This is a genomic window from Variovorax sp. J22R115, assembly GCF_030317005.1.
In the GTDB taxonomy this organism is placed as follows: Bacteria; Pseudomonadota; Gammaproteobacteria; order Burkholderiales; family Burkholderiaceae_C; genus Variovorax.
The window spans coordinates 1-12,889 of sequence record NZ_JASZYM010000023.1 but is presented as its reverse complement, the minus strand read 5'-3'; the positions used below and the strand labels follow the sequence as shown (position 1 = coordinate 12,889).

At 67.1% G+C, this 12,889-nt stretch carries 13 protein-coding genes; 6 read left to right on the top strand and 7 right to left on the bottom strand.

Going from position 1 to position 12,889, the window contains the following annotated elements:
• Positions 1 to 9: 9 nt before the first annotated feature.
• The 3 genes from QTI04_RS30050 to QTI04_RS30040 are packed head-to-tail and all read left to right on the top strand — an operon-like array spanning position 10 to position 2,795.
• Positions 10 to 999, top strand: a complete 990-nt coding sequence (locus QTI04_RS30050) for a Bug family tripartite tricarboxylate transporter substrate binding protein (protein ID WP_286604975.1) — start codon at positions 10 to 12, stop codon at positions 997 to 999.
• Positions 1,000 to 1,018: 19 nt separating this feature from the next.
• On the top strand, positions 1,019 to 1,810 hold the full coding sequence (locus QTI04_RS30045; protein ID WP_286618866.1) for a class II aldolase/adducin family protein: 792 nt from the start codon (positions 1,019 to 1,021) through the stop codon (positions 1,808 to 1,810).
• 7 nt (positions 1,811 to 1,817) lie between these two features.
• A complete protein-coding gene (locus QTI04_RS30040) occupies positions 1,818 to 2,795 on the top strand; it encodes a 2-dehydropantoate 2-reductase (protein WP_286618865.1) in 978 nt (325 codons plus the stop codon).
• A gap of 9 nt (positions 2,796 to 2,804) precedes the next feature.
• Here QTI04_RS30040 and alr read toward each other — a convergent pair whose 3' ends face one another.
• Entirely contained in the window at positions 2,805 to 3,893 is a 1,089-nt protein-coding gene (gene alr / locus QTI04_RS30035; protein ID WP_286604983.1) for an alanine racemase, read from the bottom strand.
• Between the two features lie 170 nt (positions 3,894 to 4,063).
• Here alr and lplT point away from each other — a divergent pair, with 170 nt between their 5' ends.
• From lplT to QTI04_RS30020, 3 genes are read left to right on the top strand one after another with little or no spacing between them, the layout of a single operon-like run.
• Positions 4,064 to 5,368 carry a lysophospholipid transporter LplT gene (gene lplT, locus QTI04_RS30030; protein ID WP_286618864.1) on the top strand — a complete coding sequence of 435 codons (1,305 nt, stop codon included), beginning with the start codon at positions 4,064 to 4,066 and terminating at the stop codon, positions 5,366 to 5,368.
• A 7-nt stretch (positions 5,369 to 5,375) separates the two neighbouring features.
• Positions 5,376 to 6,278, top strand: coding sequence for a DMT family transporter (locus tag QTI04_RS30025; protein WP_286604987.1), 903 nt, complete (start codon positions 5,376 to 5,378; stop codon positions 6,276 to 6,278).
• The gene (locus tag QTI04_RS30020; RefSeq protein WP_286604988.1) at positions 6,275 to 6,760 is read left to right on the top strand and encodes a glutathione peroxidase; all 486 of its coding nucleotides are present in this window, start codon (positions 6,275 to 6,277) and stop codon (positions 6,758 to 6,760) included. The genes QTI04_RS30025 and QTI04_RS30020 overlap by 4 nt, the downstream gene beginning before the upstream one ends.
• Before the next feature lie 9 nt (positions 6,761 to 6,769).
• On the opposite strand, the gene QTI04_RS30015 is transcribed toward QTI04_RS30020, so the two are convergent.
• From QTI04_RS30015 to glnK, 6 genes are all read right to left on the bottom strand, one after another.
• Positions 6,770 to 7,210, bottom strand: a complete 441-nt coding sequence (locus QTI04_RS30015; RefSeq protein ID WP_286618862.1) for a carboxypeptidase-like regulatory domain-containing protein — start codon at positions 7,208 to 7,210, stop codon at positions 6,770 to 6,772.
• 86 nt (positions 7,211 to 7,296) lie between these two features.
• Positions 7,297 to 8,535, bottom strand: coding sequence for a glycolate oxidase subunit GlcF (gene glcF / locus QTI04_RS30010; protein ID WP_286618861.1), 1,239 nt, complete (start codon positions 8,533 to 8,535; stop codon positions 7,297 to 7,299).
• Positions 8,536 to 8,543: 8 nt separating this feature from the next.
• Complete coding sequence (gene glcE / locus QTI04_RS30005; RefSeq protein WP_286618859.1) at positions 8,544 to 9,641, bottom strand: glycolate oxidase subunit GlcE; 1,098 nt, start codon at positions 9,639 to 9,641, stop codon at positions 8,544 to 8,546.
• A 164-nt stretch (positions 9,642 to 9,805) separates the two neighbouring features.
• The gene (locus QTI04_RS30000; RefSeq protein WP_286618857.1) at positions 9,806 to 10,726 is read right to left on the bottom strand and encodes an SMP-30/gluconolactonase/LRE family protein; all 921 of its coding nucleotides are present in this window, start codon (positions 10,724 to 10,726) and stop codon (positions 9,806 to 9,808) included.
• Between the two features lie 94 nt (positions 10,727 to 10,820).
• On the bottom strand, positions 10,821 to 12,350 hold the full coding sequence (locus tag QTI04_RS29995; RefSeq protein WP_286618856.1) for an ammonium transporter: 1,530 nt from the start codon (positions 12,348 to 12,350) through the stop codon (positions 10,821 to 10,823).
• A gap of 27 nt (positions 12,351 to 12,377) precedes the next feature.
• Positions 12,378 to 12,716: a P-II family nitrogen regulator gene (glnK, locus tag QTI04_RS29990; RefSeq protein WP_028249673.1), complete on the bottom strand. Its 339-nt coding sequence runs from the start codon at positions 12,714 to 12,716 to the stop codon at positions 12,378 to 12,380.
• Positions 12,717 to 12,889 lie beyond the last annotated feature (173 nt).

Genomic DNA, 12,889 nt, shown 5'->3' with positions numbered 1-12,889 from the left:
GACATCCGCATGAACTTCACCCGCCGCAGCCTGCTGCAAACCACCGGCGCCTCCGCGCTGCTCGCCAGCATCGGCCAGCAGGCCTTTGCGCAAACGACGATCGAGACCGCCCGGATCATCACCGGCTTCGCGGCCGGCGGCACCTCCGACACGACCTGCCGGCGTCTCGCAACCAAGCTGGCGCCGGACTACGCCAAGACCGTGGTGGTGGAGAACCGCACGGGTGCGGGCGGCCAGATCGCCGTCACCTACGTCAAGAGCCAGCCTGCCGACGGCGCGACCATCCTGCAGACGCCGACCTCGATCCTCACGATCTATCCGCACATCTACAAGAAGCTGCCCTACGACCCGGTGACTGATCTGTCGCCGGTGTCGCTGGCCTGCATCTTCGACTTCGGCTTTGCGGTCGGCCCGGCCGTGCCCACGAGCGTCAAGACGGTGCCGGAATTCCTGGAATGGGTGAAGGCCAATCCCGCCGGCGGCAACTTCGGTTCGCCCGCCGCGGGCTCCACGCCGCACTTCATCGGCGCGCTGCTCGGCAAGAACGCCGGCGTGGACCTCAAGCATGCGGCCTACCGCGGCACCCAGCCCGCGATGCTCGACCTGCTCGGCGGCAACATCTCGGCCGTCTCGGGCCCGATCGGCGACATCACGCAGCACCTGCCGACCGGCAAGATTCGCATCCTGGGCGTATCGGGCACCAAGCGCAGCAGCTTCGCACCCGACGTGCCGACCTTCGGCGAACAGGGGCTCAAGGACATGGCGTTCAGCGAATGGTTCGCCTTCTTCCTGCCGGCCAAGGCCGCGCCGGAGACCGTGAACCGCCTGAACGCTGCAATGAAGAGCGCGCTGGCCACCAAGGAAGTGATCGACGGACTGCATGGCTTCGGGCTGGAGCCGATGTGGTCGTCGCCGACCGAGCTGGCCGAACTGCTCAAGAAAGACACCGCCATGTGGGCGCCGATCGTGAAAAAGATCGGATTCACGGCGGAGGCCTGACCATGACAAGGAACTGCTTATGAACACCCGACTCGCCGCGCCGATCTCGACGCTGGGCCATCCCGACATCCACCCGGACGAGCGCGCGGCGCGCCTGCAGCTCGCCGCCTGCTACCGCGTGTTCGCGATGCTGGGCTGGACCGAGATGATCTACAACCACATCACGGTGCGGCTGCCCGACAGCGTGACGGGTGGCGAGAAGCAGTTCCTCATCAACCCCTTCGGCCTGCACTACAGCGAGGTCACGGCCAGCAACCTGGTCAAGATCGACCTGCAGGGCAAGGTGCTCGACGGTTCGAGCTGGCCGGTGAACCCGGCCGGCTTCACGGTCCATGCCGCGATCCACGACGGCCTGCCTGATGCGCATTGCGTCATGCACACGCACACCACGGCGGGCGTGGCGGTGGCCTGCCTGCAGGGCGGACTGCAGCAGACCAATTTCTATACCGCGCAGCTGCACGACATGGTGGCGTACCACGACTTCGAGGGCATCACGATCCATGCCGACGAAGGTCCTCGCCTGCTGAAGAGCATCGGCGACCGCAAGGCGGTGATCCTGCGCAACCACGGCCTGCTGGCGTGGGGCGAGACACTGCCGCAGACATTCGCGATTCTCTGGACCCTGCAGCGTGCCTGCGAGATCCAGATGGCGACCTTCTCGATGGGCGCGGCGATTCCGGTGTCGGAAGACATCGCCCGCAACTGCACGCGCGATGCGCTGCAATTCAATCCGAACCACGGTGCCGGGCAGGACGTGTTCGACGCCCTTGTGCGCCAAGTCGACCGCATCGATTCCTCCTACAAGAACTGACTGAATCATGAAGGTTTGCATCTACGGCGCCGGCGCCATCGGCGGCTGGATCGGGGCGAAGCTCGCGCAGGCGGGTTGCGAGATCGACGTGGTGGCGCGTGGCGGGACGCTCGAAGCATTGGAGCGCGACGGCCTCGCGCTGGTGAGCGGCGAATCGCGCGTGTCGGTGCCGGTCAACGCGAGCAGCGATCCGAAGGCACTGGGCGTGCAGCAGCTCGTGGTGGTGGCGGTGAAGGCGCCGGCGTTGCCCGCCGTCGCGCAGCAGATCGCGCCACTGCTCGGCCCCGACACGATCGTGCTGACGGCCATGAACGGCGTACCGTGGTGGTTCCTGCAAGGCGGCTTCGGCGGCAGCCTGGCCGGCGCGCAATTGGAGGCCATTGATCCGGGCGGCAAGATCGACGCAGCCATCCCGGCGAAGCACGTGATCGGCTGCGTGGTGCATGCGAGCTGCTCGCTGGATGCGCCCGGCGTGGTGCGGCATCACTTCGGAAACGGACTCATCATCGGAGAGCCCTCGGGCGAAGCGACGCCGCGTGCGGGAGCCCTGCGCAACCTGCTGGCGCGCACGGGCATCGACACCAAGCTCTCGCCGCAGATTCAGAAAGACGTCTGGTACAAGCTCTGGGGCAACATGACGGTCAACCCCATCAGCGCGTTGACCGGCGCCACGACCGACCTCATCCTCAACGACGATCTGGTGCGCGGCTTCATCTCCACGATCATGCTGGAGGCCAAGGAGATCGGTGCGCGCATCGGCGTGCCGATCGCCGAGAGCCCCGAGGATCGGCATGCCGTCACGCGCAAGCTGGGCGCCTTCAAGACCTCGATGCTGCAGGACGTCGAAGCGGGACGCGCGGTCGAACTCGATGCGCTGGTTTCGGCGGTGCGGGAGCTGGGGCAACGGGCCGGCGTGCAGACGCCGTTCACCGATGCGTTGCTGGGGCTTGCACGGTTGCGGGCGAGACAGCTGGGCCTTTACTGACCCACGCCTTCAATCGACCGTGGCGGGCACCCGCATCGCCACGGCGCACATGAGCTCGTAGCCCACGGTACCGGCAGCCTGCGCCACGTCGTCGATGGACAGCAGCGTGCCGTCGGACGCGCGGCCCCACAGCGTCACCTCGCTGCCGAAGCCGGCATCGGGCACCGGCGTCAGATCGACCGTGATCATGTCCATGCTCACGCGGCCGACCATGCGCGTGCGCACGCCGTTCACCAGCACGGGCGTGCCGGTGGTGCAGTGGCGCGGGTAGCCGTCGGCATAGCCGACCGCCGCGACGCCGATGCGCATCGGGCCTTCGGCGGTGAAGCTCGATCCGTAGCCGATGGTGTCGCCCGCCTTCAGGTTCTGCACGCCGATCAGTTGCGTCGACAGCGTCATGCCGGGTTGCAGCTGCCAGTGCGCGGCGTCGTGTTCCGGAAAGTCCGGCGCACTGCCGTACAGCAGGATGCCGGGGCGCACCCAGTCGGCGCGCGTGCTCGGAGCGTGGCGCAAGGTGGCGGCGCTGTTGGCGATCGAGCGCTCGCCCGGCAGGTCCTGCGTGGTGCGCTCGAAAACTTCGATCTGATGGTCGATGCCGCGCGCGCCGTCGGCATCGCTGAAGTGCGTCATCAGCGTGATCTCATCGACCTGCGGCAGCGCGTTCAGCCGCGTCCACGCCGAGCGGAAGCGCTCGGGCGTGAAGCCGAGCCGGTTCATGCCCGAGTTCATCTTGAGGAAGACGCGCTGCGGCGCCTGCGTTTTGTGGGCGGCAAGCATGTCGATCTGCTCGTCGCAGTGCACCGCATGCCAGAGATCGAGGCGCGAGCACAGCTCCAGGTCGCGCGCATCGAACACGCCTTCGAGCAACAGGATCGGTCCGCGCCAGCCAAGCGTGCGCACACGTTCGGCCTCCTTGAGATCCAGCAGGGCAAAGCCGTCGGCGGCGCGAAAGGCGTCGAAGACGCGCTCGATGCCGTGCCCGTAGGCGTTGGCCTTGACGACAGCCCACACACGGGAGTCGAGCGCCGCGCGGCGAGCGCGATCGAGGTTGTGCCGCAGTGCAGCAACATGGACAGTGGCGAGGATCGGACGCGGCACGGCAAAAACCCTGTGAAAAGCAGGAAACACTCACGCAAACGCGCCCAGAGTGACAGGCGCGTCATGCCATTTTGACACCGCACCCCCATGCTATAACCGCGCAGCCGCCACGGAAGCGGCCCCTCTTCCACTATCGCCAGCAGTCTCAATTTCTGGCCAGCAGCCAATCGATGAAGCGCGGTTTCTACACGATCATGTCGGCCCAGTTCTTTTCGTCACTGGCCGACAACGCGCTTTTCGTTGCTGCCGTGGAACTGATGCGAACCAACGGCGCACCCGAGTGGCAACGCGCGGCGCTGGTGCCGATCTTCACCATCTTCTATGTGGCGCTGGCGCCGCTGGTCGGAGCCTTCGCCGACGCCTTACCCAAAGGCAAGGTCATGTTCATCAGCAATGCGATCAAGGTGGTGGGCTGCGTGATGATGCTGTTCGGCTCGCATCCACTGCTGGCCTACGCCATCGTCGGGCTGGGCGCCGCGGCGTACTCGCCGGCCAAGTACGGCATCCTGACCGAACTGCTGCCGGCCTCGCAACTGGTCAAGGCCAATGGCTGGATCGAGGGCCTGACCATCGCCTCGATCATTCTCGGCATCGTGCTCGGCGGCCAGCTCGTGGGCCATGCGCTGTCGACCCAATTGCTCTCGCTGGATTTCCCCGTCATCAATACGGGCGTCGACACACCGCCCGAAGCGGCGATCTCCGCGCTGATCCTGGTCTACATCGTGGCCGCGTGGTTCAACACGCGCATCCCCGACACCGGCGTGGAGATGCGGCCACTGCGCTCCAACCCGCAGCACGGCTTCGTCCGCAACGTGGCCGCGCTGCTGCCTGATTTCTGGCACTGCAACTCACGCCTCTGGCGCGACAAGCTCGGCCAGATTTCCCTGGCGACGACGACCCTGTTCTGGGGCGCGGGCGGCAACCTCAAGTACATCGTGCTCGCGTGGGCGTCGCTGGCGCTGGGCTACAACACCGCGCAGGCCTCGTCGCTGACGGGCGTGGTCGCGATCGGCACCGCCGTCGGCGCGATCGTCGCTTCGGTTCGCATGCGGCTCGACATGGCGACGCGCGTGATCCCGCTGGGCATCGGCATGGGCGTGCTGGTGATCGGGATGAACTTCATCGGCAACATCTGGCTGGCCGTGCCCTTCCTGATCCTGCTGGGCGGGCTGGGCGGCTTCCTCGTGGTGCCGATGAACGCGCTGCTCCAACACCGCGGCCACAACCTGATGGGCGCGGGCCGCTCCATCGCGGTGCAGAACTTCAACGAGCAATCCTGCATCCTGATCCTCGGCGCGTTCTACAGCGCGTGCACCGGCCTCGGCTTGTCGGCCTATGCGGCCATTACCGCCTTCGGCGTCGTGGTGGCCGGCTTCATGTGGCTCATCAAACGCTGGCACGAGAGCAACCTGCGCAAGTACCCCGAAGAGGTCGAGCACTTGCTCGCGATCGCGCGCAGCGACAAGCACCACTGATCCTGTCTTGCCTGCCATTGCGCTGATCTTCAACGCCTTCGTCTGGGGCGTCTCCTGGTTTCCCTTCCGTCAGATCGAGAGCCACGGTCTTCATCCGGTGTGGGCGACGTGCCTGATCTATGCCGCGATCGCCGCGGTGATGGCGCTGCTGCGCCGCAGCATGTGGCATGTGTTCGTACGGCAACCCGGGCTCGTGTTGCTCGGGCTGGCGGCCGGCTTCACCAACGTCGGCTTCAACTGGGCGGTGACGCAGGGCGATGTGGTGCGCGTGGTGCTGCTGTTCTACCTGATGCCGCTGTGGAGCGTGCTGCTGGCCTGGGCCTTCCTGGGCGAGCGGCCGACGCCGGCGGCGCTCGCACGGGTCGCGCTCGCGCTCGTCGGCGTGGCGGTCGTGCTCAAGACGCCGGAGACCGACTGGCCGATACCGTCGAGCCTGCCGGACTGGCTCGGCGTCGCCGCGGGTTTCAGCTTTGCAGTGACCAACATCCTGCTGCGCCGGCTGCGCGCCGCGCCCGGCGAATCGCGTGCGCTGGCGATGTTCGGCGGCTGCGCTCTGGTGGCCGGTGCGACGGCACTGGCCGGGACCGCGCTCGGCGCGATCGCCCCGCCGCCGATGGCCTCAACCGCATGGTTGGGCTGGGCCCTGCTGCTAGGTGTCGCATTCGTCTTCGCCAACATCTGCCTGCAGTACGGCGCAGCGCGGCTTGCAGCGAGCGCGACCTCGGTGATCATGCTGTCGGAAGTGCTGTTTGCCAGCAGCTCGTCGGTGGCGCTGGGCGCGGCCACGATGGATGCTCGGATCTGGATCGGCGGCGCGCTGATCGTGCTGGCCGCGGTGTGGTCGGCGTTTGCGCGATCGCCGGCCGGCGAGGATGATCGACCATCCTCCCTCCAGAAAGAATCGCCATGACCACCGTCTACGACTTCGAAGCCCGCCAGATCGATGGCAAGCCGGTGCCGCTTTCCTCGTTCAAGGGCAAGGTGCTGCTGATCGTGAACACAGCCAGCAAGTGTGGATTCACACCGCAGTTCGAGGGGCTGGAGGCCCTGTACGAGAAGTACTCGGGCAAGGGCCTCGCGGTGCTGGGTTTCCCGTCCAACCAGTTCGGCAACCAGGACCCGGGCACCAACGAGGAAATCGGCGCCTTCTGCGTTGAGAACTACGGCGTCAGCTTTCCGATGATGGAGAAGATCGACGTCAACGGCTCTGGTGCCGCGCCGCTCTACAAGTGGCTGGTCAAGGAAGCGCCGGGCTTCCTGGGCAGCACGGCGATCAAGTGGAACTTCACCAAGTTCCTGATCGGCAAGGACGGACAGGTCATCCGCCGCTACGCGCCGCTCGACAAGCCCGAGTCCATCAGCCGCGACATCGAGACCGCTCTGGCTGCCTGAGCCACTTCGTCAGAAGCGGAAGTCGGCGGTCTTCGAGCCGCCGCCGAGCGTGACGACCTGGCTCTTCGTGACGCCTTCTGACGCTGCCTCGACGGTATAGCGGCCGGGCGGCAGATCGACGTGGCAGATGGGTCCGTTGGAGACCAGTGACAGCGCGGTGGCGCCGCTCGCGTTCTTCACCGTGACCGCGACATCCGCCAGGTAAGCACCGCTGGCGCGCGCGAAGAGCAGCGAGAGCGGATGGTCCTTCATCGCGGCGCGCATGGCGACGGATTCGTCCGACCCGACGCCGCCGCAGACGTACTGCCCGGAACCGTCGCTCTTCATCGTCGGCGAGACAACTGGCACCACGACGGGAACGGCGGCGGACTGGGCTTGCACCACCCAAGGTGCGACCGCGCAGGCGCAAACCACTGTGCCGCGCAGAATGAATCGAAATGAGGCGTGCATGGAAACGCTCCCGTAGTGAACATCCAAGCATGGTCCCTTCGCACCGCCTGTCGGCGAGTCGGACCAGAACCCCAGTGCGTGTGCGATCAGGCCGTCGGCGGCGTCGGCAACGCTTCGTCGAGCAACTCGACCCAATGCCGCACCGGCGTTTCGCTGCCGCTTTGCAGATGGGTGATGCAGCCGATGTTGGCCGACACGATGGTCGTCGGCCGGAGCTGGTTCAGATGGCCCAGCTTGCGATCGCGCAGCGGGTAGGCCAGCTCGGGCTGCAGGACCGAGTAGGTGCCGGCCGAACCGCAGCAAAGGTGCGATTCGTTGAGCGCCACCTGCACGTCGAAACCCAGCGCGCGAAGGTTCGTCTCGACGCCGCCGCGCAGCTTCTGCCCGTGCTGCAGGGTGCAGGGCGGGTGGTAGGCGATCACGCCGCGCGGCGCGCTGACGCGGCCCTTCAGCACCGGCACCAGCTCGGGCAGCAGCTCGCTCAAGTCCCGGGTGAGCGCGCTGATGCGTTCCGCCTTGGCGGCGTAAGCCGGGTCGTCCTTGAGCATGTGGCCGTATTCGCGCACCGTCACGCCGCAGCCGGAGGCGTTCATCACGATCGCCTCGACCTCCTTGCGTTCGACCAACGGCCACCAGGCATCGATGTTGGCGCGCATCTGCGCCTTGCCGCCGTCGTGGTCGTTGAGATGGAACTTCACCGCGCCGCAACAGCCCGCGGTGGGCGCGATCACTGCCTGGATGCCAGCCGCGTCGAGCACGCGCGCGGTCGCGCTGTTGATGTTGGGCGCCATCGAGGGCTGCACACAGCCGGCGAGCATGAGCACCTTGCGCGCATGGGTGCGCGTGGGCCATTCCCCGGCCTTCCGCGGCGCAGGCACCTTGGCCTTGAGCTTCTCGGGCAGCAGGCCGCGCACCGATTGGCCGAGCTTCATCGCGGGGCCGAAGAGCGATGAAGGCAGTGCCTCCTTGAGCGTCCAGCGCAGCGCGCTTTCGAGAGGCGGGCGTGGCACCTTCTCGTCGACGATCTTGCGGCCGATGTCGACCAGGTGCCCGTACTGGACGCCGCTCGGGCAGGTGCTCTCGCAATTGCGACACGTCAGGCAGCGATCGAGGTGCAGTTGCGTGCTGCGCGTAGGCGCCTTGCCTTCGAGCACTTGCTTGATCAGGTAGATGCGCCCGCGCGGCCCGTCGAGTTCATCGCCGAGCAGTTGGTAGGTCGGGCAGGTGGCGGTGCAGAAGCCGCAGTGCACGCACTTGCGCAGGATCGCCTCGGCTTCGCGGCCATCGGCGGTGCCCTGGAATTCGGGAGCGAGTTCGGTTTGCATGCGTGGGGTCAGTCCGCGGGATAGAGCCGTCCACGATGGAAGACGGATTGAGGATCGAACTCGCGCATCAGCGCGCGATGAATGCGCTCTACGGCGGGGCTCAGCGAGTCGAACCTGCCGAGCACGCGTTGGCCGTGGATGTCCGAGGGCATGAACAGCGTCGCATGGCCGCCGGCTGCACGGGCGGCTGCGCGCAACTGCGGACGCCGATCGGGCGGCGCGAGGTACCAACGCTGCGCGCCGTGCCACTCGATCAGCGGCGTGCTGTCGACCTCCAGCACCGGCGAGGTCTGTGGCACCGAGAGGCGCCAGAGATCGCGCGCGCCACGCGCAGCGAACCACGGATGCTGCTGGTCGCGCAGCGACTGCCAGCCTGCGGCAGTGCGGTCACCGCTTTGACGCTCGCCGCCCAGGTGCGTGCAAGCTGCTTCGACCGCTGCCACCGCGCCGCGCAAGCGCAGCGACAACACGCCCTCGCCATCCCGCTCGCGCCAGACGCTTGCGTTCAGCGGCAGCGGCCGGCCGCCCCATTCGTTGAGCAGGCGCAGCGCATCGGCCTGGCTGCAGGCGAACTCCAGAGTCGCTTCGGCGGGCGCGACCGGGAGCACCTTGAGGCTCACTTCCGCGATGAGCCCGAGCACGCCCAGAGAACCCGCGAGCACGCGCGACACGTCGTAGCCCGCGACATTCTTCATGACCTGGCCGCCGAAGGTGAGCACCTCCCCGCGACCATTGACCAGCGTGGCGCCGAGCACGTAGTCGCGCACCGAACCTACGCTGGCCCGCGAAGGCCCGCTGAGCCCAGCGGCAACCATCCCACCCACTGTCCCGCCTGCGCCGAAGCGCGGCGGCTCGAAGGCCAGGCACTGGCCCTTGTCGGCCAGCGCGGTTTCGAGTTCGGCCAAGGGCGTGCCGGCGCGTGCAGTGACGACCAGTTCGCTTGGTTCGTAGCTGGTGATGCCCGTCAGTTCGCTGGTGGCGAGCGGCGCGCCTTGCGGCGGCTCGCCATAGAAGTCCTTGGTATCGCCCCCACGAATGCGCAGCATCGTGGCATCGGCGGCGGCGGCGCGTATGCGCTCGATGATCTGGCAAAGGGCTGGATCCATGCCAGCGATCCTACCGCCAGCGCATCCCATTAACACTCCCGCGCTTCGCCCAGCCCGATCCAGAACAGAAACCCCGCGGAACCGGCTTTGCCGGCCCGCAGGGGTTGCCCCCGGTAGGGGGTGGGCGGCCACACGAAGTGGGCAAGCCTGGGGGCGAGCAACAGTCAGTCCTCGAAGAAGCGCACGGGCAATCCGGGCGTGGCGACCCGGATCGACAGCACGTGGCCCGATGCGGGCCGCTGCTCGAGTTCGGCGACCGGCCGGCCGCGCCGCGCGGTGGTCACGAACAGCGTGCGCAGGTCGTCGCCACCGAAGCACGGCATGGTCGGGCACTGCACGGGCGTCGGCAGCGCGGATACCTGCTCGCCAGAAGGCGCGAAGCGCAGCAACTGGCCGCCCTCGAACATCGCGACCCAGTAGTGGCCCGCGGCGTCAATGGTGGCGCCATCGGGCCGGCCTTCGTAGCGGACGAGCGATTCCGCCGTCCAGCCCGCAGGCTTGTCGCCGAACTGCCGGAACACGCGCGGGTTCGACAGGCGATTGGGCCGCGCCGCCCACGTCCACGCGCGCACGCGATGCGCCGCGGTGTCGGCCCAGTAGACGGTCGTATCGTCGGGCGAAAAGGCGAGGCCGTTGGCGGTGGTCGCCTCGTTGGCCATCTGCGTGAGCGTCGGAGCGCGGCCGCCGCGTGCGTCGAGGCAGTAGAGCGCGGCGTTGGTACGGTCCTTCGCCTCGTTGAGGGTGCCGGCCCAGAAGCGGCCGAGCGGATCACACTTGCCGTCATTGAAGCGCATCGTGCGCACGTCGTGGTCGACGCGCGCGATGGGCTTGAGTTCGCCGCCCCACTCCCGCGTGCGATAGACACCGTCGCGCAGTGCGATCACCAGGCCCCCCGTGCGCGCGGGCGCCATGCAGCCGGGCTCGGTCGGCACATTCCATCGCTCGATCTCGGGCCGGGCGATGTCGCCGCGCGTGCGCAGCACTGCGCGGCCCGGAATGTCCAGCCAGTAGAGCGACCGCTCGGCCGGGTGCCAGAACGGCGACTCGCCGAGCTGGCTGAGGCTGTCATTCAGCGTGGTCCACATCAGCCGCAGCTTAGGCGAAAAAAGGCCCGCAGACGCCGAAGCGCGTGCGGGCCGAACATCCAAAGGAGACTCTCGCTAACAAAAACTTTTCAGATCAGCGGTTGTACGCGGTCTCGCCGTGCGCCGAGATGTCGAGGCCTTCGCGCTCTTCCTCTTCGCTCACACGCAGGCCGATGGTGAGGTCGGCGATCTTGTAGGCGATGAAGGACACGACACCCGACCACACGATGGTCAGCACTACCGCCTTGAGCTGGATCCAGACCTGTGCGCCGATGCCGTTGGAGACGATGCCGGCCGTGACCCAGTCGCCCACGAGGCCGGGGCCGCCGAGCGATTGGGTGTTGAACACGCCGGTCAGCAGCGCACCGACGATACCGCCGACACCGTGCACGCCGAACACGTCGAGCGAGTCGTCCGCGCCGAGCATCCTCTTGAGGCCGTTGACACCCCAGAGGCAGGCGAAGCCGGCGACGAAGCCGATGACGATCGCGCCCATCAGGCCGACGTTGCCGGCAGCCGGCGTGATCGCCACGAGGCCGGCGACGGCCCCCGAGGCGGCACCCAGCATCGAGGCCTTGCCGCGCATCAGCGCTTCACCGATGCACCATGCGAGCACCGCGGCGGCGGTGGCCGAGAAGGTGTTCATGAAGGCCAGCACGGCGCTGGTGCCGGCTTCGAGCGCGGAACCGGCGTTGAAGCCGAACCAGCCCACCCACAGCAGCGAGGCACCGACCATCGTGAGCGTCAGCGAATGCGGCGTGAAGGATTCCTTGCCGTAGCCGATGCGCTTGCCGATCAGGAAGGCACCCACGAGGCCGGCGACGGCCGCGTTGATGTGCACCACGGTGCCGCCTGCGAAGTCGAGCGCGCCCCATTGCCAGATCAGGCCGGCCTTGTCGTTCATCGCATCGACGACTTCCTTGCTGGCGTAGGCGTCCGGGCCCATCCAGAACCAGACCATGTGCGCGATCGGCGCATAGCTGAAGGTGAACCAGATGGCCATGAAGAGCAGCACGGCCGAGAACTTGATGCGCTCGGCGAAGGCACCGACGATCAGGCAGCAGGTGATGCCGGCGAAGGTGGCCTGGAAGGCGGCGAACAGCAGTTCGGGGATGTACACGCCCTTGCTGAAGGTCGCGCCGGGTGCGAATACGCCGGTGGCCGGATCGAAGATCCCCTTCATGAAGAGCCGGTCGAAGCCGCCGATGAAGGCATTGCCCTCCGTGAACGCCAGGCTGTAGCCATAGATGAGCCACAGCACGACGATCATCGAGAAGGTGACCATCACCTGCATCAGCACCGACAGCATGTTCTTGCTGCGGACCAGGCCGCCGTAGAACAGCGCGAGGCCGGGGATCGTCATCATGATCACCAGCAGCGTGGAGACCATCATCCAGGCGGTGTCGCCTTTATTAAAGGAAGGCGCGGCTGCGGCGGGCGCCGCGGCGGCATCGGCAGGTGCCGCGGCCGCAGGAGCGGCGGCGGGTGCTGCGGCTGCAGGCGCGGCAGGCGCGGCGGCAGCGGGCGCCTCGGCTGCGGGTGCCGCCGCCGTCTGCGCAAAGCCGGACGTGCCGGCGGCCAGCACGCTCAAGCCGAGCGCGAGTGAAACAAGGAATTTTTTCATTTCGATTTGTCTTTCGTGCCTTGCGTATCAGAGGGCTTCGCGGCCCGTTTCACCGGTGCGGATGCGCACGACTTGCTCCAGGTCGTACACGAAGATCTTCCCGTCACCGATCTTGCCGGTGCGTGCAGCGGCTTCGACGGCCTCGATGACGCGCTCGACCAGTTCGTCGGCCACGGCGGCTTCGATCTTGACCTTGGGCAGGAAGTCGACGACATACTCGGCGCCGCGATACAGCTCGGTGTGGCCCTTCTGGCGGCCGAAGCCCTTGACCTCGGTGACCGTGATCCCCTGCACACCGATCGCCGAAAGCGCTTCTCGCACTTCGTCGAGCTTGAAGGGTTTGATGATGGCTGTGACCAGCTTCATGATGTTTCTCCTACAGATGAAAGGGACGGCGCAGCCTCCGGGGCCGCGCCTTCTGTGACTAAAGCGTCTTGGTCAGAGTGAGGATGAAGCGGGTCTTGTTGGGCGAGAAGGTGGTCTGGCCGAAGGTGACGCCGTTGATGTCCACGCCCGGGCTGGAGATCAGGTTGAAGGCG